This is a genomic window from Streptomyces kaniharaensis (assembly GCF_009569385.1).
Classification (GTDB): Bacteria; Actinomycetota; Actinomycetes; order Streptomycetales; family Streptomycetaceae; genus Kitasatospora; species Kitasatospora kaniharaensis.
On the sequence record NZ_WBOF01000001.1, the window covers coordinates 1,035,542 to 1,059,017 of the forward strand.

General features: G+C 72.7%; 17 protein-coding genes. 11 read left to right on the forward strand and 6 right to left on the reverse strand.

The genetic code is table 11. The features are described from left to right. Nucleotides 1–96 precede the first annotated feature (96 nt). The 4 genes from F7Q99_RS04715 (at nt 97) to F7Q99_RS04730 (ending at nt 5,444) form a co-directional block, all read left to right on the forward strand. Nucleotides 97–1,542, forward strand: a complete 1,446-nt coding sequence (locus F7Q99_RS04715) for a sensor histidine kinase (RefSeq protein ID WP_230210154.1) — start codon at nt 97–99, stop codon at nt 1,540–1,542. Next, nucleotides 1,494–2,150, forward strand: a complete 657-nt coding sequence (locus tag F7Q99_RS04720) for a response regulator transcription factor (protein ID WP_326846269.1) — start codon at nt 1,494–1,496, stop codon at nt 2,148–2,150. The genes F7Q99_RS04715 and F7Q99_RS04720 overlap by 49 nt, the downstream gene beginning before the upstream one ends. A 341-nt stretch (nt 2,151–2,491) precedes the next feature. Next, on the forward strand, nt 2,492–3,526 hold the full coding sequence (locus tag F7Q99_RS04725; protein ID WP_153460190.1) for an isopenicillin N synthase family dioxygenase: 1,035 nt from the start codon (nt 2,492–2,494) through the stop codon (nt 3,524–3,526). Between the two features lie 637 nt (nt 3,527–4,163). Beyond that, nucleotides 4,164–5,444, forward strand: a complete 1,281-nt coding sequence (locus tag F7Q99_RS04730) for a hypothetical protein (RefSeq protein ID WP_153460191.1) — start codon at nt 4,164–4,166, stop codon at nt 5,442–5,444. Between the two features lie 58 nt (nt 5,445–5,502). Here the strand turns inward: F7Q99_RS04730 and F7Q99_RS04735 are convergent, their stop codons facing one another. Then, nucleotides 5,503–7,635 (reverse strand): tetratricopeptide repeat protein, encoded by a 2,133-nt coding sequence (locus F7Q99_RS04735; RefSeq protein ID WP_153460192.1) that lies wholly within the window; start codon nt 7,633–7,635, stop codon nt 5,503–5,505. A 167-nt stretch (nt 7,636–7,802) separates the two neighbouring features. On the opposite strand from F7Q99_RS04735, the gene F7Q99_RS04740 reads away from it, so the two are divergent. Then, nucleotides 7,803–8,540 carry a MerR family transcriptional regulator gene (locus F7Q99_RS04740; protein ID WP_153460193.1) on the forward strand — a complete coding sequence of 246 codons (738 nt, stop codon included), beginning with the start codon at nt 7,803–7,805 and terminating at the stop codon, nt 8,538–8,540. A 62-nt stretch (nt 8,541–8,602) separates the two neighbouring features. On the opposite strand, the gene F7Q99_RS04745 is transcribed toward F7Q99_RS04740, so the two are convergent. The 4 genes from F7Q99_RS04745 to F7Q99_RS04760 all read right to left on the reverse strand — a co-directional run bounded on the left by F7Q99_RS04745 (nt 8,603) and on the right by F7Q99_RS04760 (nt 14,456). Beyond that, a complete protein-coding gene (locus F7Q99_RS04745; RefSeq protein ID WP_153460194.1) occupies nt 8,603–10,780 on the reverse strand; it encodes a 3-hydroxyacyl-CoA dehydrogenase NAD-binding domain-containing protein in 2,178 nt (725 codons plus the stop codon). Nucleotides 10,781–10,896: 116 nt separating this feature from the next. Next, nucleotides 10,897–12,111 (reverse strand): acetyl-CoA C-acetyltransferase, encoded by a 1,215-nt coding sequence (locus F7Q99_RS04750; protein WP_326846271.1) that lies wholly within the window; start codon nt 12,109–12,111, stop codon nt 10,897–10,899. A gap of 93 nt (nt 12,112–12,204) precedes the next feature. Continuing rightward, nucleotides 12,205–13,347 (reverse strand): acyl-CoA dehydrogenase family protein, encoded by a 1,143-nt coding sequence (locus F7Q99_RS04755; protein ID WP_153460195.1) that lies wholly within the window; start codon nt 13,345–13,347, stop codon nt 12,205–12,207. A gap of 2 nt (nt 13,348–13,349) precedes the next feature. Then, nucleotides 13,350–14,456, reverse strand: coding sequence for a CaiB/BaiF CoA transferase family protein (locus F7Q99_RS04760; protein ID WP_407697742.1), 1,107 nt, complete (start codon nt 14,454–14,456; stop codon nt 13,350–13,352). Between the two features lie 313 nt (nt 14,457–14,769). Here F7Q99_RS04760 and F7Q99_RS04765 point away from each other — a divergent pair, with 313 nt between their 5' ends. From F7Q99_RS04765 to F7Q99_RS04790, 6 genes are all read left to right on the forward strand, one after another. Next, complete coding sequence (locus F7Q99_RS04765) at nt 14,770–15,249, forward strand: hypothetical protein (RefSeq protein WP_153460196.1); 480 nt, start codon at nt 14,770–14,772, stop codon at nt 15,247–15,249. 18 nt (nt 15,250–15,267) lie between these two features. Beyond that, nucleotides 15,268–17,412: a hypothetical protein gene (locus F7Q99_RS04770; RefSeq protein ID WP_153460197.1), complete on the forward strand. Its 2,145-nt coding sequence runs from the start codon at nt 15,268–15,270 to the stop codon at nt 17,410–17,412. 219 nt (nt 17,413–17,631) lie between these two features. Beyond that, nucleotides 17,632–18,624 (forward strand): hypothetical protein, encoded by a 993-nt coding sequence (locus F7Q99_RS04775; protein WP_153460198.1) that lies wholly within the window; start codon nt 17,632–17,634, stop codon nt 18,622–18,624. Continuing rightward, nucleotides 18,621–19,964 (forward strand): sensor histidine kinase, encoded by a 1,344-nt coding sequence (locus F7Q99_RS04780; RefSeq protein WP_326846273.1) that lies wholly within the window; start codon nt 18,621–18,623, stop codon nt 19,962–19,964. The genes F7Q99_RS04775 and F7Q99_RS04780 overlap by 4 nt, the downstream gene beginning before the upstream one ends. Further along, a complete protein-coding gene (locus F7Q99_RS04785) occupies nt 19,961–20,629 on the forward strand; it encodes a response regulator (RefSeq protein WP_153460199.1) in 669 nt (222 codons plus the stop codon). Before F7Q99_RS04780 ends, F7Q99_RS04785 begins: the two co-directional genes overlap by 4 nt. A 183-nt stretch (nt 20,630–20,812) precedes the next feature. Beyond that, the gene (locus tag F7Q99_RS04790; protein ID WP_153460200.1) at nt 20,813–21,466 is read left to right on the forward strand and encodes a Pr6Pr family membrane protein; all 654 of its coding nucleotides are present in this window, start codon (nt 20,813–20,815) and stop codon (nt 21,464–21,466) included. Nucleotides 21,467–21,565: 99 nt separating this feature from the next. Here the strand turns inward: F7Q99_RS04790 and F7Q99_RS04795 are convergent, their stop codons facing one another. After that, complete coding sequence (locus tag F7Q99_RS04795; protein ID WP_153460201.1) at nt 21,566–23,173, reverse strand: ABC-F family ATP-binding cassette domain-containing protein; 1,608 nt, start codon at nt 23,171–23,173, stop codon at nt 21,566–21,568. Nucleotides 23,174–23,476 lie beyond the last annotated feature (303 nt).

Here is a 23,476-nt window from a genome sequence, read left to right on the forward strand (position 1 = left end):
AGAGCGCAGCACCTCGGCGCCCCTGCAGACTGGGCCACCGGACGATCGACCGATCGACCATGGGCCCTCGGGGCCACCGACGGAGAGGAGGCGCGGATGAGCACGGATGTGGTGACCAGGACGACCGCGCGGCTAGAGGGCGCCGTCGTGGCCGGCGTGCGCGCGCTCTACGTGGTCACGCTCGCCGTGACGGGGCTGGTCGCGCTGCTGGCCGGGCCGGTCCTGCTGGCCTGCGCGATGTTCGGCCCCGACGAGTCCGGGCCGTTCGCGCCGGGCGGGCCGCTGATCCTGCTGGTGCCGACGGCGCCCGTCGCCCTCTGGGCGCTCTGCTGGGCCACCGGGGGCGGCGGCCGGGCGACCGGGGCCGCCCTGTTCGCACCGGGGGCGCTCGCGGTGACGGCCACCCACCTCTACGGCGGCGCCCCGCCCGGCGGCCGGTCCGGCTCGTTCTGGCTGGCGCCCGCGGTGCTGGTGCTCGGACTGTTCGGCGCGCGCTGGATCGCCGCGGAGAGCCGGCGCGTGGTCGGACTGTGGAGCGGCCGACCGATCCCGGTGCCCTACCGCCGCGGCGCCGCCGGACCGTGGCAGCGCATGCGGACCGGCGGCTGGCTGACCGACCCGGCGACCTGGCGGGATCTCGCCTGGGCGGTCCTCACCGGCTGCGCGGTCGTGCTCACCGCCGCGATCGTCGTGCTGACCCCGATCGCCTTCCAAGTGCTCGGCCGGAACGGGCCGTTCCTCCCGCTGGGGATCATCTACATGATGGGGCTCTGCGTCGCCCCACTGGCCGCCCTCTGGGCCGCCCCGCCCGTCCTGCGGCTGCACGAGCGGGCCGCCCGCGCCCTCCTCGGGCCCTCCCGCCGGGTCGACCTGGCCCGCCAGGTCAGCCACCTGGCCCGGACCAGGGCGGACACCATCGACGCCGGGGCCGCCGAGCTGCGCCGGATCGAGCGGGACCTGCACGACGGGGCGCAGGCCCGGCTGGTGGCCCTGGGCATGCTGCTGACCGTCGCCGACCAGATGGTGGAGGACCCGGCGGCCCTGCGCCCGCTGCTGGCCGAGGCCCGCGCCTCCTCCGCCAAGGCGTTGAGCGAGCTGCGCGACCTGGTCCGCGGCATCCACCCCCCGGTGCTCGCCGACCGCGGTCTCGCCGACGCGCTCCGGGCGACCGCGCTCGACCTGCCGCTGCCGGTCACCTTCACCGGCCAACTGCCCGGCCGGGCGCCCGCCCCGGTCGAGTCCGCCGCCTACTTCGCGGTCAGCGAGCTGCTGGCCAACGTGGTGAAGCACGCGGGCGCCTCGCACGTGTGGATCGAGATAGGGCACAGTGACGGGCTGCTGCGGATATCGGTCACCGACGACGGGCGCGGTGGCGCAGACCCGTCCCGGGGCACCGGCCTCAGCGGAACCGAACGCCGACTGGCCGCCTTCGACGGGGTACTCGCGATCAGCAGTCCGGCCGGCGGTCCGACCATCGTGAACCTGGAGATCCCGTGCGCGTTGTCATCGCCGAAGACCTCTTCCTCCTCCGGGACGGCCTGACCCGGCTGCTGGAGGCCAACGGCATGAAGGTCACCGCGGCGGTCGAGACCGGCGAGGAACTGCTCGACGCGGTGGCCGCCGACCGGCCGGACATCGCCGTGGTCGACGTCCGGCTCCCACCCGGCTTCACCGACGAGGGCCTGCGCGCCGCGCTGGCGGCCCGTCGGGCCCACCCCGGCCTGCCCGTGCTGGTGCTCTCGCAGTTCGTCGAGCAGCTGTACGCCCGCGAGCTGCTGGCCGGCAGCACCGGCGGGATCGGCTACCTCCTCAAGGACCGGGTGATGGACGGCACCCAGTTCATCGAGGCGGTCCGGCGGGTCGCCCGGGGCGGCACCGCGATGGACCCGGAGGTGATCACCCGGCTGCTCACCCACAACTCCTCGGCCGGGCCGGTCGCCACCCTCAGCCCGCGCGAGCGGCAGGTACTCGCGCTGATGGCCGAGGGCCGCTCCAACGCGGCGATCGCCCAGCAGCTGGTGATCACCGAGCGGGCCGTCGCCAAGCACACCGCGTCGATCTTCGTCCGGCTCGACCTCCAGCCCTCCGACGACGACAACCGGCGGGTACTGGCCGTCCTCGCCTACCTCAACAACGGAGGAAACAGCTGATCGGGATCGGGAGGAATACGGGATCGGGGGAAATTGCTGATCGACGCGGAGACGGGGCACGGTCCCTCCGCCGAGGGGGGGTTCGCTCCGTCCGGAACGGGTCATTTAGGCTGGTGACGTGCTCATCCTTGTTCGTCGTCGCCACGTGGACCTGCTCCGCGTGACGAGCATGTCCTGTCGACGCTCCGGCTGAACCTCGCGCCAACCACCCTCAGGTCAGCCCCGCGTGGCTGCCACCACCTCCCGGCACCCGGAGCACCCGCCGCACCAGGCAGCGGCTCCGGCCTTCCCACCGGTCGACCACCGGGACAAGCCGGGACGAGACCCAGCGGATGTCACTCATGACGCAGCAGCACACCCAGCCCTTCCCCCAGTCACTCCCGGTGATCGACCTCTCGCTCGCCGACGGCGGCCCGGACGACCGTCGCCGTCTGCACGACGAGCTGCGCGCCGCGGCCACCGGCGTCGGTTTCTTCCAGCTCGTCGGCCACGGCATAACCCGGGCCGAGACGGCCACCCTCACCGACGCGATGCGCGCCTTCTTCGACCTCCCCGAGGCCGACCGGCTCGCCGTGAGCAACCTCAACTCCCCGCACTACCGCGGCTACACCCGCACCGGTGACGAGCGCACCGGCGGCAGCCAGGACTGGCGCGACCAGTTGGACATCGGCGCCGAGCTGCCCCCGCACGTTCCCGGCCGCGGCGAGCCGCCGTACTGGTGGCTGGAGGGCCCCAACCAGTGGCCCGAGGCGCTCCCCGAACTGCGCACCGCCGCCCTCGGCTGGATCGACCACCTCGGCGACGTCGCCCGCCGCCTGCTGCACGAACTCCTCGCCGCGATCGGCGCCCGCCCCGACTTCTACGACGACGCCTTCGCCGGCCACCCCCACCTGCGGCTGAAGCTGGTCCGCTACCCCGGCACCGCCCCGGACGGCGCCGGCCAGGGCGTCGGCGCGCACAAGGACTACGGCTTCATCACCCTGCTGCTCCAGGACAGCGTCGGCGGGCTCCAGGTCGAGCGCCCGGACGGCACCTTCCTCGACATCCCCCCGCTGGAGGGCGCCTTCGTCGTCAACCTCGGCGAACTGCTGGAGGTCGCCACCGACGGCTACCTCAAGGCCACCAGCCACCGCGTCGTCAGCCCGCCCGGCGCCCGTGAGCGCTACTCGGTGCCCTTCTTCTACAACCCCCGCCTCGACGCCCACATCGAGCCGCTGGACTTCCCGCACGCCCACCACGCCCCCGGCGCCACCGAGGACCCGGACAACCCCCTCTTCGCAGAATTCGGACAAAACGAGTGGAAGGGGTACACAAGGGCTCACCCCGAGGTCACCCGCCGCCACCACCCCGACCTGGCCGAGGCCGCCACCCGCTGACCCCGGTCGCCGACGCCCCTGCCGCCGTCAGGAACCAGCCCCCGGCTCCCGGGCCGGACCTGGCACAATGGCCCGATCCTGAGCCCGATCCCGGCGGAAGGCAGGGGCGTTGAAGACCCGACCCGCGGCGGCACCGCGCCTCCACCCGGCCATCGCCCCCGACCGCATCCGCTGGTCGACGGTCACGCCGGAACGCCGGGTCCTCGGGGTGGTTCACAACATCACCTCGGCGACCCGGCTGCTCGACCTGCTCTCCGTCTTCGGCCCTGACCGCCGGGTGGAGGTCCTGTTCAGCTGTACCGGATCGTCCGCCCTCGACGCAGGCACCTCGGAATTCCTGCGCGCGCACGGAATGACGGAAATACCCTGGGAAGACGCGAAGGAATTCTCGTTCGATCTCGCGATCGCTACGAATCGCGGTGGCGATCTGCAGAATCTTCGGGCGCCGCTGATCGGGGCCCCACACGGCGCTGGATACAATAAAATCTTGAGCCGGGAGCCGGGAGCCGGGAGCCGGGAGCCGGGAGCCGGGAGCCGGGAGCCGGGAGCCGGGAGCCGGGAGCCGGGAGCCGGGAGCCGGGAGCCGGGAGCCGGAAGCCGGAAGCCGGAAGCCTTCGGCCTGACGGCCGAGTGGCTGATGCACGACGGGGTCGTCATACCCGCCGCCGTCCTGCTGTCCCACCACGAGCAGCTCGAACGGCTACGGACCGGCTGTCCCGAGGCCCTGCCGGTCAGCACCGTGGTGGGCGATCCGTGCATCGACCAGCTCCGCGCGAGCGCCCCGCTCCGGGCGGCCTACCGGAAGGCCTTCGGCGTCCGGCCGGACCAGAGACTGGTGGTGGCGTCCTCCACCTGGGGCCAGCATTCTCTGCTCGGACATGCCGAGGCCGATTCCCTGCGCCGCATTCTGGCGGAACTTCCCGCCGATGAATTCCGGGTGGTTGCCGCGATCCATCCGAATGCCTGGTACGCGCACGGGGCATGGCAGGTGCACCGCTGGCTCGCCGATCTCCTCGACAACGGCCTGATTCTCCCCGCGCCGGAAACCGAGGCCTGGAAAGCCGCCCTGGTGGCCGCCGACCATCTCGTCGGCGACCACGGCTCGGTCACCCTCTACGGCGTCTCGCTCGGCGTCCCGGCCCTGCTCGGATCGTTCTCCGACGACACCACGGCCCCCGGCTCACCCTTGGAGCAGTTGGGGAAGCTCATCCCGAGGCTCTCCTCGTGGGAGGGCGTGCTGCCGCAACTGCACCGGGCGGAGACGGAACAGCTCGCGGACCCGGCCCTGGCGGAGTTGGGCGGGCAGGTCACCTCCGTCCCGGGCGAGTCGGCCGCCCGGCTGCGCACGTTGTTCTACCGCCATCTCGGCCTCGCCGAACCGGACCGCCCGGCCGCGACCAGGATCGTCCCGGTCCCGGTGCTGCCCGAGGTCCGTTCCACGCTGGTCCCGGCGATGATGGCGGCCACCGAGCACGGCCCGGGCCTCCGGATCCGCCGCTACCCGGCCCGGCTGCAGCGCTCCCGGCGCGACCACCTCGGCCAGGACACCCGCCTGGTCGCCGACCACGCCGATCCGGACGCCGGCCTGCGGCGGTCGGCGGACGTCCTGCTGGTGCCCGCCGACCGGATCGACCCGTCCGCCGAGCCGAGTTGGGAGGAGTGGGGCCGGGGCGTGCCGGGCTGCGCGTTGATCGCCGTCGAGCAGGCGGACGGCGGCTGCCTGGCCCTGTTCCCGGACGGGCGGCGGCTCGCGGCCGCGTGGCAACAGCGGCCCGCTTGGGCGGACTTCGGGGTTGCCGCCGTCGTGCTCCACGACCACGTGTACGGCACCGCACCGGCCGCTACGACCTCCCACACCGTGGAGGTGACCGCCGGACCGGGGCAGCCGGCCGGGCTGCTCCTCGTCCGCCGTTGCTGACAGCCGGGTGTTTGACAGCCGGGTGCCTTAAGAGCTGGGCCTCCGAGAGCCCGGCCTCTCAGAACCCGGCTTCCGAGAGCCGCTCCCGGACCTCTACCGCCAGCGGGCTCCCGGTCTCCTCGTATCCGGCGAGGGCCAGCGTCCAGTCGGCGACCGCCCCGTCCCGGTCCCCCACGTCCCGGGAGAGGTCGCCGCGTTGGCACAGGATTGCAGCACGCTGGTAGGCCCTGCCGTCCACCGGCATCGTTTCCAGTGCCCGGGTGAACCACGTCAGGGCCTGCGCCGGCAGTGCCGCGGCGACGCGGTCCTCGGCCAGCCTGGTCAGGCTGCGGGCCACGTTGTACGTGTCGCCGAGCTCGGCGAACCGGTCACGGGCCTCCAGGAGTTCGCGCTCGGCGTCCTCGTGCCGGCGGAGCGCGGTCAGCACGCGACCGCGGTGGTAGCCGAGGAGGGTCCGGCCGCGCCTGTGGTCGATTCCGTCGAGCGCGGCGAGCGCCTGGTCCAGGAGTTCCAGGGCGGTCTCGGCCCTGCCCTGGCGCAGGCGCAGCAGCGCGAGCGCTTCGAGCACCGAGGATTCGGTGCGCCGATGCCCCTCGGACGCCTCGCCCCGCGCGATGACCAGTGCTTCCTCCAGGTGCTCCTGCGCCAGCCGCGGGTCCTCCTCGGCGGTGTCGTAGCGGTCGAGAAGGGCGAAGCCGAGTTCGTAGTGCATCCGGGCCAGCGCAAGCGTGTCCGCGCTCGTCTCCGCCGACGAACTCTCCCCCGCCGTGGAACTCTCCCCCGCCGAGGCGAGCTCCATCGCGGAGGCGACACCGAACGTCAACGCCTTGATCCAGTCGGCGTGGTGGCCGCCCTGCAGACAGTGGGTCCACAGGCCCTGGCAGATCCGCCAGGCGAGATCGTGCCGCCCCGTCCGGTTGGCCGTCTCGACGGCGGCCACCAGGGCGACGCGGTTCCGGTCGACGGCGTCGGTGCCGGGCGTCTCGGCGAGCCGGCGATAGGCGCCGGCGGGGTCGTGCCGCCAGCGACCGGACCGCAGGGCCTCGCCGCTCTCGGCGACGGCCGTGTAGTACTCCAGGATCCGGTCCAGCGCGGCCTCGCGCTCCTCGGCGTGCTCCGGCCGGCAGGCGATGCTCCAGGCGTGCTCGTGCACCACGCCGTTCATCAGGTAGTAGCCCATGGCCCGCCGGTCCAGCAGGTTCGCCATCAGAAGCGCGTTCACGGTCCGGCCGAGCGGTCCGGTGGTGTCGAGCAGCGCCCTGATCGCGTCCGCATCGACGAGGAGCGTGGGGTGCAGGCCGAGCAACCGGTAGGCGCGGGCGCCTTCGGCGTCCAGGCTGCGGTACATCGCCTCGAGCATGCGCGGCAGGGAGGTGTCGTCGGGCACGTCCAGGGCCTCCAGAAGCGAGCCGCGGTCCGAGAGTTGCGCGACGAGCTCGGTCAGCGCGTCCGGGCCGAGCGACAGCAGCTGGGCGGCGATGATCCGTACGGCCAGCGGGATGCCGGCGCAGGCACGGACGAGTGGAAGCCGGGCGGCCCTGGTCTGCTCGCCGAGCCGGGCGACGCGGGCGAGCAGGTCGTCGCTGTCGGCCTCGTCCAGCGGGTCGATGGCGAACGGCACCACGTCGAGTCCGCCGACCAGCCCGTTCAGCCGCGCTCGGCTGGTGATCAGCACGACGCTGTCGCTCGAACCCGGCAGCAGGAGCCTGACCTGGGCCTCCGTCGCCGCGCCGTCGACGAACACCAGCAGCGGGAGGTTCGCGGTCCGCGCGCGGAAGTACGCCGACAGCGCCTCCGCCCCGGACGGCCGGTCCTCCTTCGGGGCCCTGAGCTGGTCGAGCCAGTGCTCCAGGATCGCCGCGGCGTCCATGAACCCGGAGCCGAGCGAGGCCCGCAGGTGCTTCTCCGGCAGTTCGCCGCGGCGGGTCACCACCCACTGGTCCCCGGCCGCCGTGGCCCCCAGGCCCGGGAGACCGCACAGCAGCATGCGGGTCGGCACGTTCTCGGCGCGGCACTGGGCGTGGACGGCGTCCATGGCCTCGAACAGCTTCGCGTTGTTGACGTAGTGCCGGGGCAACTGCGCGCCCATCGCGACGTCCGACCCGTCGGTCTCGGCGGGCGGCGGGAAGTTCAGCACCTGCCCCATGTACACGTTCCCGTTGATCGTGCCGCCGCTGATCAGGTTCAGCACCGCCCCGCCTCTCCCTCACCCCGTCCGCCGCGACCATCCTGGCGGCAACGCGGAGCGCGCTCAAGGCGGCAACGCGGAGCGGGCGCAAGCATGCGGTGGACCGGCGGGGCGGGCACTGTCACACTGCTGCTGTTACAGCGAGAGTGTGCCAGCGCGGGAGGCAGCGGATGGGGGAGCACGGGGCCGTGACGGACGATGTGCGGCTGACGGTGGACGAGTTGGCGGCGCGCGCCGGGGTGACGGTGCGGACGGTGCGGTTCTACGGGACGAAGGGGCTGCTGCCGCCGCCGGAGCTGGGGCCGCGGCGGGTGGGGCTGTACGGGGCGACGCACCTGGACCGGCTGGGGCTGATCGAGGAGTTGCAGCGGCAGGGGCTGACGCTGGCGGCGATCGAGCGGTATCTGGCGCGGCTGCCGGAGGACAGCACGCCGCTGGATCTGGCGATCCACCGGGCGCTGGTGGCGTCGTGGACGCCGGAGGCGGCGGAGGAGCTGGGGCGGGCGCAGCTGGAGCGGCGGACCGGGCGGGGGCTGTCGGAGGAGCAGGTGGAGCGGCTGGCGGCGATGGGGGCGCTGGAGCGGACGGACGATCCGGAGGTGTTCCGGGTGGATCCGGGGCTGCTGCCGCTGGGGGTGCGGATCCTGGACGTGCCGATTCCGCTGGAGACGCTGCGGGCGGCCCGGGCGGTGGTGCTGGAGCACAGCCGGGCGACGGCACGGGAGCTGCAGCGGCTGTTCCGGGAGACGGTGTGGAAGCCGTACCGGGAGAGCGAACCGGCGCCGGAGGAGCTGGCGCGGATGAAGGCGTTGACGGACCACATCCAGCCGATGGTGGCGCAGGCGCTGGTGACGGCCTTCCAGCGGTCGCTGCGGGAGGAGTTGGGCGGGGAGCTGCGCGGCGAGTAGGCGCGGAGCCGGGTGAGGCCGCGGCCGTACGGAACACGGCCTCACCCGGCGAACGCTGACGGTCAGTCGGTGAAGGTCCGTCCCTCCGCCGCGATCCGCTCCAGCAGCGCGGGCGGCGCGAACCGCTCGCCGTAGGCGGCGGCGAGTTCACGGGCGCGGGCGGCGAAGCCCGCGGGGCCGCCCTCGTAGCCGTTGATGTACTGGAACACGCCGCCGGTCCAGGCCGGGAAGCCAATGCCGAGGATGGAGCCCACGTTGGCGTCGGCGACGGAGGTCAGGACGCCCTCCTCCAGGCAGCGCACGGAGTCGATGGCCTCGCTGAACAGCATCCGCTCCTTGAGGTCCTCGAACGGGACGGCGGCCTCGTCCCGCGTGAAGTGCTCGCGCAGCCCCGGCCAGAGCCGCCCGCGCCGGCCGTCCTCGCCGTACTCGTAGAAGCCCGCGCCGCCGCTGCGGCCGGGGCGGCCGAACTCGTCGACCATGCGGTCGACCACCGCGTCGGCCGGGTGGGGCGTCCAGGTGCCGCCGCTCGCCTCGGCGGCCGAGCGGTACTCGTCGCGGATCTTGCGGGGCAGGGTGAGGGTCAGCTCGTCCATCAGCGAGAGCACCTTGGCGGGGTAGCCGGCCTGGGCGGCGGCCTGCTCGATGCTGACGGGGTCGATGCCCTCGCCGACCATGGCGACGCCCTCGTTGAGGAACTGGCCGATCACCCGGGAGGTGAAGAAGCCGCGCGAGTCGTTGACGACGATCGGCGTCCGGTCGATCTGGCGGACCAGGTCGAAGGCGCGGGCGAGCGCCTCGTCGCCGGTCTGCGGCCCGCGAATGATCTCCACCAGGCGCATCTTGTCGACCGGCGAGAAGAAGTGCAGGCCGATGAAGTCGCCCGTCCGCCGGACGCCCTCGGCGAGCACGCCGATCGGCAGGGTGGAGGTGTTGGAGCAGAGCAGCGCGTCGGGGTCGACGACGTCCTCGATCTCCTGGAACACCTTGTGCTTGAGCTCGGTGTTCTCGAAGACGGCCTCGATCACCGCGTCGCAGCCGGCCAGGTCTGCGGGGTCGGCGGTGGGGGTGATCCGGGCGAGCAGCTCGTCGCGCTTGGCCTCGGTGGACCGGCCGCGGGCGACGGCCTTCTCCAGCAGCCCGACGCTGTAGGCCTTGCCGCGCTCGGCGGCCTCGACGCTCACGTCCTTGAGCACGACCTCGATGCCGGCCTTCGCGCACGCGTAGGCGATGCCCGCGCCCATCATGCCGGCGCCGAGCACGGCGACCCTGCGGACCGTCCGCTTCTCGACGTCCTTCGGGCGGCCGGCACCGGAGTTGACGGCCTGCATGTCGAAGAACAGGGCCTGGATCATGTTCTTGCTGGTCTGCCCGCAGGCCAGCTCGGTGAAGTAGCGGGCCTCGATCACCATCGCGGTGTCGACGTCGACCTGGGCGCTCTCGACCGCGGCGGCGAGGATGTTGCGCGGGGCCGGGTAGGGCGCGCCGTTCAGCTGCTTGCGCAGGTTGGCCGGGAAGGCGGGCAGGTTGGCGGCGAAGGCCGGGGTCGAGGGGGTGCCGCCGGGGATCTTGTAGCCCTTGACGTCCCAGGGCTGGACGGCGGTCGGGTTGGCCTCGATCCAGGCGCGCGCCTTCGCCGTCAACTCCTCGGGGGTGCCGACGAGTTCGTGGACGATGCCGTGCTCCAGGGCCTGAGCCGGACGGTACTGGCGGCCCTGCAGCAGCAGCTTCAGCAGGGCGTCGGTGATGCCGAACAGCCGGACCGTACGGACCACTCCGCCGCCGCCCGGCAGCAGGCCGAGGGTGACCTCGGGCAGGCCGATCCGGCTGGCGGGCGTGTCCAGGGCGATCCGGTGGTGGCAGGCGAGTGCGATCTCCAGGCCGCCGCCGAGGGCGCTGCCGTTGACGGCCGCGACGACCGGCTTGCCGAGCGTCTCCAGCTTCCGCAGCGCGCGCTTGATCCGCATGGACTTCTCGAAGACGGTGTCGGCGTCCTCGGGGCGGGCGGCGGAGAGCATCCGGAGGTCTCCCCCGGCGAAGAAGGTCTTCTTGCCGGAGGTGATGACCACTCCGCGCAGCTCGTCCGAGGCGGCGAGGCCGGCCAGCCGCTCGACGACGGCGTCGAAGTCGGCGGTGAAGGCCTCGTTCATGGTGTTGACGGACTGGGTGGGGTCGTCGAGGACGAGGGTGACCACGCCGTCCTGGTCCTGCTCCCAGCGGATGGTGGTGGTGTCGCTCATGAGGTCGGGTTCTCCAGGTCTACCAGGGGAGGTGCCGCGCGACGGGGTCCCGCCGGACGAAGTCCGGGGGATCGTCCCGAGAGGGATGGCGGCGGGCGACTGGTGGGCGGACGGGGTCAGATGCGCTCGACGATGGTGGCGATGCCCATGCCGCCGCCGACGCACAGGGTGACGAGGCCGTAGCGCAGGTCGCGCCGCTCCAGTTCGTCGATCACCGTGCCGAGCAGCATCGCACCGGTGGCGCCGAGCGGGTGGCCGAGGGCGATCGCGCCGCCGTTGACGTTCACCTGGTCGTGGCGGAAGCCGAGTTCGCGGATGAAGCGGAGGGCGACCGCCGCGAAGGCCTCGTTGATCTCGACGAGGTCGATGTCGGCGGCGGTGAGGCCGGCCTTGGCGAGGGCCTTGCGGGTGGCCGGGGCGGGGCCGGTGAGCATGATGGTCGGCTCGGAGCCTGAGACGGCGGCGGAGACGATCCGGGCGCGCGGGCGCAGCCCGTACCGCTCGCCGACCTCGCGGTTGCCGATGGCGACGAGTGCGGCGCCGTCCACGATGCCGGAGGAGTTGCCGGCGTGGTGGACGTGGTCGATGGCCTCCACCCAGTGGTACTTCTGCAGCGCGACGGCGTCGAAGCCGCCGGCCTCGCCGATGGCGGCGAAGGAGGGCTTGAGGCCGGCCAGGGTGTCGACCGTGGTGCCGGGGCGGATGAACTCATCGCGGTCCAGCACGACCAGGCCGTTGCGGTCGCGGACCGGGACGACCGAGCGGTCGAACAGGCCGTCCGCCTGGGCCTTGGCGGCGCGCGCCTGGGACTCGGCGGCGAAGGCGTCGACGTCGGTGCGGGAGAGGCCCTCGATGGTGGCGATGAGGTCGGCGCCGATGCCCTGCGGGACGAAGTTGGTCTCGTAGGAGGTCATCGGGTCCATCGCCCAGGCGCCGCCGTCGGAGCCCATCTTGACGCGGGACATGGACTCGACGCCGCCGGCCAGGATCAGGTCCTCCCAGCCCGAACGGACCTTGGCGGCGGCGAGGTTGACGGCCTCCAGGCCGGAGGCGCAGAAGCGGTTCTCCTGGACGCCGGCGACGGTGTCGGGCAGGCCGGCCGCGATCGCGGCGATCCGGGCGATGTCGGAGCCCTGGTCGCCGATCGGGCTGACCACGCCGAGCACGATGTCGTCCACCGCGGCCGGGTCCAGGTCCGGGAAGCGGCGGCGCAGTTCGTGGATCAGTCCGACGACCAGGTCGATCGGCTTGGTGCCGTGCAGCGAGCCGTTGGCCTTGCCCCGGCCGCGCGGGGTGCGGATCGCGTCGTAGACGTACGCTTCGGTGGTCACGGTGGAAACGCCTTTCACAGGACTTCAGGGCTGCGGGACTTCAGGGCTTCGGGGCTTCAGGGTTTCGGGGCTTCGAGGTCTCGGGCCGGGGATTCAGCCGAGGATGGAGCGGCCGACGATCTCTTTCATGATCTCGGTGGTGCCGCCGTAGATGGTCTGGATGCGCCCGTCGGTGAACGCCCGGGCGACCGGGAACTCGCTCATGTACCCGTACCCGCCGTGCAGCTGGAGACAGCGGTCGGCGGTGCGCTTCTGCAGTTCGCTGGCCCACCACTTGGCCATCGAGGCGTCGGCCGGGGTGAGCGCGTAGCGGCCCAGCTCGGTGATGCAGCGGTCGACGAAGGCCCGGGTGACGGCGCACTCGGTGGCGAGCTCGGCGATCTCGAAGCGGACGTGCTGGAGCTTGGCCAGCGGACGGCCGAAGGCCTCGCGCTGCTTGACGTAGTCGGTAGTGATCTCGACCAGGTATTCGGCTCCGGCGATCGACGCGACGGCGATCGCCAGCCGCTCCTGGGCGAGGTTCTGCATCAGGTGGACGAAGCCGCCGTTGAGCTCGCCGAGCAGGTTCTCCTTCGGCACCCGCACGTCCTCGAAGAACAACTCGGCGGTGTCCTGCGCCTTCTGGCCGATCTTGTCGAGGTTGCGGCCCCGCTCGAAGCCAGGCATGCCGCGCTCGACGACCAGCAGGCTCAGGCCGTGCGCACCGCCCTCCGGGGTGGTGCGGGCGACGACGATCACCAGGTCGGCGAGGATGCCGTTGGAGATGAACGTCTTGGCGCCGTTGAGCAGGTAGTGGTCGCCCTGGTCGACCGCCTGGGTGCGGATGCCCTGCAGGTCGGAGCCGGCGCCGGGCTCGGTCATCGCGATCGCGGTGATGAGCTCGCCGGTGCAGAAGCCGGGCAGCCAGCGGCGCTTCTGCTCGTCGTTGGCGAGCGAGGTGAGGTAGGGGCCGATGATGTCGTTGTGCAGCCCGATCGCCAGCCCTGGCGCCCCGGCGCGGGCGAACTCCTCGGCCAGCACGGCGGCGTAGCGGAAGTCCGGGGTGCCGCCACCGCCGAACTCCTCGGGGACGGCGATGCCGAGCAGGCCCTGCCGGCCGGCCGCGAGCCAGGCGGAGCGGTCGACGATGCCGGCCTTCTCCCACCGGTCGTAGTGCGGCAGCACCTCCTTGGCGAGGAAGGCCCGCACGGTGTCCCGGAAGTCGTCGTGCTGCTCGGTGAAGATGTCGCGCTGCAACGCTACGCTCCTTGTTCTTCGTGGGAGTCGAGGGACGGCACGGCCCAGTCCCGGGCCACCTCGGCGGTGTGCGCACCGGGCCGGGCCGGCGGGCGGCGCAGCGTGCCCGGGGTGGTGGAGAACCGCGGGGCGGGTGCGGGCTGGGTGACGCCGTCCGCCTCGACGTACGTACCGCGCGCCTTCAGGTGCCCGTCCTCGACGGCCTGACGCATCGTCAACACAGGCTCCACGCAGGCGTCGGAGCCCGCGAAGACGGCCTCCCATTCGGCCCGGGTGCGGGTCGCGAAGCGGTCGGCGATCAGGGCGCGCAGTTCGGGCCAGCGGTCCAGCTCGTACTGGCCGGGCGCGTCCGGACCGAGGCCGAGCAGGCGGGTGAACTCGGCGTAGAACCGCGGCTCCAGCGCGCCGACGGCGAGGTGGCCGCCGTCCGCCGTCCGGTAGATCGCGTAGAAGGGGGCGCCGCCGTCCAGCAGGTTGACGCCCCGGCGGTCCTGCCAGTGGCCCGCCGCGAGCAGGCCCCACAGCATGCTGCCGAGGTGCGCCGCGCCGTCCACGATCGCCGCGTCCACGACCTGCCCGGCACCGGTGGCCCGGGCGTGGTGCAGCGCGGCGAGCAGCCCGACGACCAGGTAGAGCGAGCCGCCCGCGTAGTCGCCCAGCAGGTTGGCCGGGATCCCGGGCGCCTCCTCCGCCCCGCCGGGCGCGGCGACCAGTCCGAGCACACCGGCCACCGCCGCGTACCCGATGTCGTGCCCGGCCTGCGCGGAGCGCGGCCCCTCCTGCCCCCAGCCGGTCATCCGCCCGTACACCAGCGCCGGGTTGCGCCCCAGGCACACCTCCGGCCCGATGCCGAGCCGCTCGGCGACGCCGGGCCGATAGCCCTCGATCAGCAGGTCGGCCCGCTCGACCAGGTCGAGCACCCGCGCCGGACCGTCCGGGGACTTGAGGTCGATCAGCACCGAGCGCTTGTTGCGGTTGGTCACGTCGTACGCCGGGTCGACCCCCAGCGGCGAGGGATCGGGCCGGTCCACCCGGACGACGTCCGCACCGAGATCGGCGAGCAGCATCGCCGCGAACGGCCCGGGCCCGATCCCCGCGAGCTCGACCACCCGAACCCCCGCCAACGGCCCGGGGCCCGGGGTCTGTGGACTGCTTGTGTCACGCACCGGCTGCAGAACCCTTCGGGGTTTGACAGTAAAGCTGTAACACTCGCGATGATAGAGAAGCGACCCGCCGGTAACAAGACCCTCCACGCCCGCCCCGGCAGCCTTTCCCTTCTTGGTCAACCCTCCACAAGCGCCACCACCCACCGTGGATTCACGACGACGGAGAGTGCGTCAGTGCACTGACGGTGTGGAACGGTACGGTCATCCTGCCGCCAGTGTTCTGATCTCTCGTCAGGCGAGGAGGAGTTACGCACTCATGGGAAACCCGGACTTCACCACCGGACCGGTCACTCCGGCCCCGACACCTGGCACCACCGGCGGTTCGCCGTACGCCAAGCCCGTCCATGGCGGCGGCGCCCCTTGGGGGGCGGCGCCACCCGGCATGGCGACCATCCACCTGGACACCCCGCACGAGCTGGCCGCCTCGGCCGGAATCGCCCGGCAGATCGCCACCGATCTCAACCGCGCCAACGGCAGCGCCGGGCCCAACCTGCGGAGCCTCGACGAGTACGCGAGTACCGCGTCGGTGAGGATCCGCGGCTTCGCCTTCGGCGGCGCCCTCACCGGCAGCACCGAGCGGTGGATGAAGCAGTGCAAGGCCCTGCACGACAAGCTCGCCGGAGTCGCCGCCGACCTCGACCGGACCCACCGCGAGTACAGCGTCAACGACGCGAAGACCTCTGCCTCTTTCGGTGCGGATCGCGTCGGTGCGGATCGCATCGGCGCGGGTCGCTGAGGAAGGGGAGTCCAGAACATGGTGTCCTTCAAGGAACTGGGTGAAGCCGATATCTCCGGGGTCACCGAGGCGGCCGAGGCCTGGACCGGCGTCGCCAAGGCCCTCGCCTCCCTGGACGGCCGGGTCGGCAAGGACCTCACCACCACCGCGCAGCGGGCCGGTTGGAGAGGCCTGGCCGCCGAGACCGCCGCCACGGCGATGCGGGGGATCGACACCGACGTCAAGCAGGCGTCGGCCGTCGCCACCGCCCTCGCCGCGATCATGAGCACCGCGGCCGAGGAGTTCACCGCGGCCAGGAACGATCTCATCGCGGCGTTGTACGACGCGAAGGTCGAGCAGATGACCATCACCCCGCGCGGCGAAGTGCGCTGGCCGCCGATGCCCGGCTCGAGGAACGACCCCGACGCCGCCGACGCCGCCAGGAAGTACCACGCGGAGATGAAGGCCAGGGCCGAGGCGATCGCGGCCCGCATCGCCGCAGCCGCCGACAAGGCCACCGCCGCCGACCAGGCGGCCACCGCCGCGCTCCGGAGCGACATCGGTGCCGGCACCACGTCGTTCAACCCGTGCCCGTACGGCAGCGGAGACGTGGCCGACGCCAACCGGGCCAAGGACCTGATGGCCAAGTGCGGCAGCCTCACCGACGAGGAACTGAAGCGACTGCAGGACCTCATGAAGCTCCACGCGGGCTCCAGGGACTTCTCCACCACACTTCTCAACGGCCTGAGCCACGGCGGCAGGACCGGCCCCGACGCCCTCCTCGCATACGCCAAGATCTACGGCGACCTCGCCCACGGCAACCACGACGCCAAGGGCTACGAGGACGTCCACGGCAGCCTCTCGGTGGCCCTCGCGACCGCGACCCGCGACGGCGGCATGGGCAAGGACTGGGAGAACAACCTGCTGGCGGCCGCCCGCCGCCCGGGCGGTTCGGCCGCCGGGTGCAACGAGAACTACACGTCGCTCACCGACCTGATGGGCGCGAAGGGCACGTTTGACAGGGGTTTCCTGAACAAGGTCGGCAACGATCTGGTCGACTTCGAACGCACCGGCAGGCTCAGGGGCGAGCAGTTGTGGGGGCCGAACTGGTCCAGCGTCACCGGCGCGCAGACCGACCCGGTGCGCGGCCTGATGCAAGCGTTGAGCCGAAACCCCGAGGCGTCGAAGGACTTCTTCGATCCCGGGAAGAGCAGGAACCTGGACTACCTGCTCCACGAACGGAAGTGGCCCAACCAGGGGTTCGAGCAGAACCAGGTCGACGCCCTCGCTCGTACGACCTCACGCCGCGCGTTCGGCGACGCCCTGGAGGCCGCCACCACCGGCCGGGACCCGCACGGCAGTCAGCCGCCGGTCCGTCCGCACGACAGGGTCATGTCGCAGATCATGGACGAGACGGTCAAGTCGTTCGCCGGGACGGGCCCCGCCGACAAGACGTCGCTCCCGGCCGGACTCCGCCGGCCGATGGCCGACATGGTCGCCGACTACGCCGCGGACATGCACGAGATCCTCGGCAAGGACCTGTACGGCCCGGCGCAGCCCGACGGGCTCACGGTCAGCCGTGCGCAGTTGCTCCGGGTCATCCGCGGCGCCGCCGAAGACCCGGGCTCCTTCGCGATCGTCCACCGGGCCGCGACCCAGGAGATCGCCCACCGGCTGGACGGCTACGGGCCGGAGGCGTTCGTACCCGACGCGACGGGCGGCGCCGACCACAGGCTCACCGCCTTCGTCCATGAGGCCGGCTCGTCCCTCGGCGCGCTCGACGCGGTGTACGGCGATGTCGCCGTCGACCACGGGGAGGACGAGAAGGCGGCGCAGAACTGGCGGGAGAAGATGAACTACCACCTCCTCGGCACACCCGTGAACATGCTCCCGCAGCCGCTCGGTGACATCGCCCAGCGACTGGTCGACGTCGGCACGTCCAAGTATGCCGAGGGTGCCAACGCCGTGATCGATGCCGAGACCAGGTCCACTCTGAGCTCGCGGTTCTCGGCCGGCCACAGCCAGCTGGGCGCGATGATCGACTACAAGGCCATCCGGTTCGGCATGGGCACGAAAGCCATGGACGAGTCCGGCAGTGTCCCCGGCCAACTCAAGGAGAGCGCGCGGACGTTCTACAACACCGGCATCGACGACACCTATCGCACCGTGTTCGGCAGGGCGTGAGGCCGTGGAAGGAAGGGGCAAAGCGCCGACTGCGAGCCGATCCTCCAGGCCTTCTCGGCGACGGTCGGGCTGCCCGACCCGGACGGCAGGGTCGGGCACCGGGAGCGGCTGATCCACCGCACGGCCTAGGCCGCAGACGCCGCGAATCCCTCGCCAGGGGGAGGGGGATCGTGTCCTGGGCCGACGTGCCGGCCCGGGCTCCCGCGCGACCGTAGGGGCATGGGAAACAGGGAACGTGTGGTGCGGGCGGCGGCGGCCTGGGTCGCCGTGGCCGCGACCGTGCCGTATCTGACGCTCAAGATCCTGTGGCTGACCGGCCATCCGGTCGGGTCCGACGACCCGGCCGCGATGGACAAGCTCTGGCTGGTGAACCTGCTCACCTTCGGCATGGACGCTATCGCCGTAGCCCTCGCGCTCGCCTTCGTCCGGCCGTGGGGGCGGCGCGTGCCAGCCGGGCTGGTGGCGTTCCCCATGTGGGTGGCGACCGGACTCCTCGGGACGATCCTGGTGGCGATGCCGCTGTCCCTCCTCAGCACGCTGGTCCTCGGGCCGGAGCACCAGGCGGACGGTGACAAGGTGGCGGGCGGGCTCCGCGGTTGGGTCTTCGCCGTGGTGTACGGCGGGTTCTCGGTCCAGGGCCTCGCGCTGATCACCGGGTTCGTGCTGTACGCCCGGCAGCGCTGGGCCGGGCTGCTGCGCGACCGGATCGGCGCCCTACCGGACTCCCCCACCCTGACCGCGCAGCGCACGTTCGCCGGGGTCGCCGCCCTGCTCGGCCTGGGCGTCGCGGTGGCCCGGACGTACTGGGCGGCGGGCGGCACCGCCGGGGTGCCGTCACGGTGGGCCGACGAGCACAGCCGGGGCGTGGCGGTGATGGACGGCGTGGGCGCCGTGATGGCGGTGGCCGCGGCGGCGGCGCTGCTGGTGCTGGTGTTCCGGATCGGGCCGCGGCGGCGGCTGCGGGTGCCGCTGGTGGTGGCGTGGACGGCGGCCGGGTCGCTGTTCGGCTGGGGCTCCTGGCAGTTGGTGGCGTTCGGCAGTACGACGACGAGGGTGACGGACGTCCGGATGGCGGTGCCGGGGCTGATGCCGCTGGTCCAGTCCGCGCAGGTGGTGGCCGCGGTGCTGATCCTGGCGGTGGGCGCCATGGCGCTGACCGAACGGGCCGCGGCGGCCCGGGCGGTGGCGGCTGACGTAGAGTCGGCCGGGTGAACACGGAGGGAGGGGGCCGGATTCGGCGCGGGGCGGGGGCGCTGTTCGGACGGCGGGCCCGGCTGCGCTGGGTGCATCTGGTGCTGGGCGGCGCCCTGTTGATGCCCTACTGGCTGCTCTCGCAGGTGATTCTCGGGGGGCTCAACGCCGAGCAGAGCCACCTGCGGCAGCTGCTGCTCCAGTTCGTCTCGCTGGGCGTCTCGCTGCCGATGGCCGCCGTCACCGCGCTGCTTCCGACCGTCCGCACGCTGGAGGGCGCGGCGGCGAAGGCGCTCTGCGCGCCGGAGCGGCCGGAGGAAATCGCCACCGGGCCGGCCCGGTCGTGGGCGGCCCGGCGCCGCGCGGCGGCCTGGTACGTGCTGCATCTGTTCCTCGGCGGCGTGGTCTCCGGGATGACGCTGGCCGGGGCGCCTTTCTCGGTGGTGCTGATCTTCGACTTCGACGGGGCGATGGACCTCACCCGGTTCTGGGAGAACCGGTTCCCCGGCTGGATGTTCACCGGCCCCGCCCTCGGCCTCGTCGTCCTGACGCTGATCGTCTGCGCCAACGCCGGCTGCGGCGCGCTGCTCGCCCGCTGGGCGCCAGTCCTGCTCGGCCCGACCCCGGAGGAGCGGCTGGCCGCGGCCGAGCACCGGGCCGCCGTGCTCGCCCAGCGCAACCGGCTGGCCCGCGAACTGCACGACTCCGTCGGGCACGCGCTGAGCGCGGTCAGCATCCAGGCCTCGGCCGCGGCCCGGGTGCTGCGCAGCGACCCGGACTTCGCCGCCGAGGCGCTCGCCGCCATCGAGGAGACCGCACGGGCGGCCGTCGCCGAACTCGACACCGTGCTGGGGCTGCTGCGCGAGGAGAACGCCGGCACCGAGGGCCCCGCCGGGCCGACCCTCGCCGGGCTGGACGACCTGCTGCGCCAGCTCGCCCACACGGGCGTCCGGGTGGACGCCGACCTCGCCCCCGGCCTGGGGCGGCTGCCGGCCGCGGTCTCCCGCGAGGCGTACCGGATCGTCCAGGAGGGCCTCACCAACGTGCTCCGGCATGCCGGGCCCGCACCGGCCGGGCTGCGGGTCGCCCTCGCGGACGGCCGGCTGGAGATCGAGCTGACCAACCCGCTGGGCCCGGCCCGACCCAGCCGCCCCGGCGGCGGGCGGGGGCTGCGCGGGATCGGGGAGCGGGCGGCGGCGCTGCGCGGCGGCAGCGAGGCGGGGCCGACCGAGGACGGGACGACGTGGCGGTTGGCCGTCTGGCTGCCGCTGGGAGGGGCACGAGTGAGCGGGGCACGAGTGAACGGAACGCGAGTGGGCGGAACGCGAGTGGGCGGGACAGGAGTGGTGGGCACCCGATGAGCGAGAACATCCGCGTGGTGATCGCGGACGACGAGCGGCTGGTCCGGATGGGCCTGCGGGTGGTGATCGACGCCGAACCGGACCTCAGTGTGGTCGGCGAGGCGGCCGACGGCGCCGAGGTCGTGCCGCTGGTGCGCGAACTGCGGCCGGACGTGGTGCTGATGGACGTCCGCATGCCCGGCATCGACGGCATCCGGGCCACCGAACAGCTGATGGGCACCATGGCCGAGCCTCCCCGCATCCTGGTGGTCACCACCTTCGAGCACGACGATCACGTGTACGACGCGCTGCGGGCGGGCGCGGCCGGGTTCCTGCTGAAGCGGGCGCGGGCGGAGGAGATGCTCCAGGCGGTGCGGCTGGTCGCGCGCGGGGACTCGCTGCTCTTCCCGGCCGCCGTCCGGGAGCTCGCGCTGCGGCACGCCCCGGAGGCCCCCCGGGTCGCCGCCCCGGAGCGGGGGCCGATCGGGCGGCTGACCGAGCGGGAGGGCCAGGTGCTCCGGCTGATGGCCGCCGGGCTGAACAACGCGGAGATCGCGCAGCGGCTCGTGGTCAGCCAGGAGACGGTCAAGACGCACGTCGGCAGCGTCTTCGCCAAGCTCGGCGCCCGGGACCGCACCCAGGCGGTCATCGTGGCGTACGAGTCGGGCTTCGTGCTCCCGGGGTAGGACTCGCGGGCAGGGCCCGCCGGGATGGGCCCCAAGGGGTGAGCCGCCGGACCTCCGGTGTGTGCCCGTCGAACACCCGGTGGGCAGGGACGATTCTTCCGCCCGAGGCTACCAGCGAGTAGAGTGCGGCAACCCCTCACCGTCCGATACCTCCCGTATCGCCTGAAACGAACTGGTGGCCGCATGTCAGTCCGGACCCGCCCCGCACTGTGGTGGCGCATGGGCATCGTGCTCTCGGCGGGCCTCGGCCTGACCCTCGGAACCGCGCCGCTGGTGTACTTCACCGTGCAGAGCAACGTCATCGTGCTCGGCTACTTCATCGGCGCGGTCTACTGGATGATCAAGCGCAACACCGTGGACGCGCCCGCGCCCCGGCTGCGCGGCGCCGCCACGCTGTACATCATCATCACCGGGCTGGTCTCGCACATCCTGCTCCAGCACGGCGCCAACCCGCTGCCCGGGCTGGTCGACGGGCCGGACAAGCTGGCGCACTGGTCGTCGTTCTTCCTGCACTACGTGACGCCGGTGATGGTGATCACCGACTGGCTGGTGCTCAAGCCGCGCAACGTGTCCGCCTGGAAGGACATCCCGCTCTGGCTGGCCTTCCCGCTCGGGTACGCGGCGATTGTGCTCACCCGCAACGCGCTGTTCGACGACTACCCGACGCCCTACCCGTACTTCTTCTTCGACCCGACCACCAAGGGCTACGGCTACGTGTGGGGCCAGATCGCCATGCTGACCGTCGAGTTCATCGTGCTCGCCACGGTCGTGGTCGGCCTGGACCGGCTGGGCACGCTGGTCGCCGGCAAGCTGCGGCCCGCACCCGCTGAGGCATAACCCCCCTGTGCCGGCGCGACGGCCGGCTCGGATCCCCCAGGAGCGGATCCGAGCCGGCCGCGCGCGTACACGGCACCGTCACAGCCGCGAGTACAGCGGCTACATGGGATCCACCGCCCTCAGGTCGCCGTCCAGCTCCAGCCAGCGCGTCAGGCCCAGGCCGCGCAGGAACGGCAGGTCGTGGCTGGCCACGATCAGCGCTCCCTGGTAGGCCGCCAGCGCCTGGGTGAGCTGGCGGACGCTGGCGAGGTCCAGGTTGTTGGTCGGCTCGTCGAGCAGCAGCAACTGCGGTGGCGGGTCGGCCAGCAGCAGGGCGGCCAGGGTGGCCCGGAACCGCTCGCCGCCGGAGAGCGTGGCGGCCGGCTGGTCGGCCCGGCCGCCACGGAACAGGAAGCGGGCGAGCCGGGCCCGGATCGCGTTGGGCCCGGCGGCGGGAGCGAACCGCTTGACGTTCTCCGCGACGGTGAGCTTGTCGTCCAGCAGGTCGAGCCGCTGCGGCAGGTGGCGCAGCGGCACCGGCGTGGTGATCTCTCCCTCCAGCGGGGCGAGTTCGCCCGCGATGGTGCGCAGCAGGGTGGTCTTGCCGGCGCCGTTGCGCCCGACCAGCGCGATCCGCTCGGCGCCGCGCAGGTCGAGGTCGGCGGTGGTGCCGTAGGGCAGCCGGACCTTCTGCAGGGTGAGCACGGTGCGCCCGGCCGGAACGGCGGTGCGCGGGAGGTCGATCCGGATCTCGGCGTCGTCACGGACCGCCTCCTCGGCGGCGGTGAGCCGCTGCTTGGCCTCCTCCAGCCGTTCGGTGTGCATGCCCTGGAGCCGCCCGGCCGTCTCCTGGCCCTGGCGTTTGAGCTTGCCGGCGAAGATGTGCGGGTCGTTGCGGGTGATCGAGCGCTTCCTGCCGTAGCTGGCGCTGCGTTCGAGCCGGGTGCGGGCCTCGACGAGGTCCCGCTTCTGGCGCTGGACGTCGGCCTCGGCGTTGCGCAGCAGCCGCTCGGCCGTCTCCTGCTGGGCGGCGAGGGTGCGCTCGTAGTCCGCGAAGTTGCCGCCGTACCAGGTGACCTGGCCGTCCCGCAGGTCGGCGATCTGGTCGACGTGCTCGAGCAGTTCGCGGTCGTGGCTGACGATCAGCATGACGCCGTGCCAGCCGGCCACCGTCTCGTAGAGCCGCTCGCGGGCGGCCCGGTCGAGGTTGTTGGTGGGCTCGTCGAGCAGCAGGACGTCGGGGCGGCGCATCAGCAGGGCGGCCAGCCGGAGCAGGACGGCCTCGCCGCCCGAGAGTTCGCCGGTGGTGCGGTCGAGGCCGAGCCGGCGCAGGCCGAGCCGGTCGAGGGTGGCGCGGGCGCGCTCCTCGACGTCCCAGTCGTCGCCGACGGCGTCGTAGTGGACCTGGTCCGTGTCGCCGGACTCGATGGCGTGCAGGGCCTCGCGGGCGGCCCGGATGCCGAGCGCCTCGTCCACCCGCAGGGTGGTGTCGAGCGTCAACCCCTGTGGCAGGTAGCCGAGTTCCCCGGCGACCCGGACGGCGCCGCGGGTGGGGGTGAGGTCGCCGGCGATCAGCCGCAGCAGGGTGGACTTGCCGGCGCCGTTGAGCCCGATCAGGCCGGTGCGGCCGGGGCCGACGGCGAGGTGGAAGCCGTCCAGGACGGGCTTGCCGTCGGGCCATTCGAAGGCGAGGTCGGTGCAGAGGACGGCGGTGGTGGGTTGTGCCATGAACGGCCTCCCGGGTGGTTGCTGATAAGTGACGGAGCAACACGGGGAGACACCGCGGGTGCGGAAGGGAAGCCACTGGGCCGTGACCGAAAGGGGGCCGTGACTGAGGTCGCACACTGGCACACCGCGCGGCGGTCGACGATCGGCGCACTGCGATCGGCGCTGGCCCTGCGCGGCGGGGCGGTGTCCCGGGACCTCAGTAGAGCAACGGCCTTCTCCTTGTCGGCGGCATTCCTGACGGCTTGACACGGAGGACGTTACGGACCCTCCCGAACGTCGGCAACCGATTTTCCGCGCGGTGGC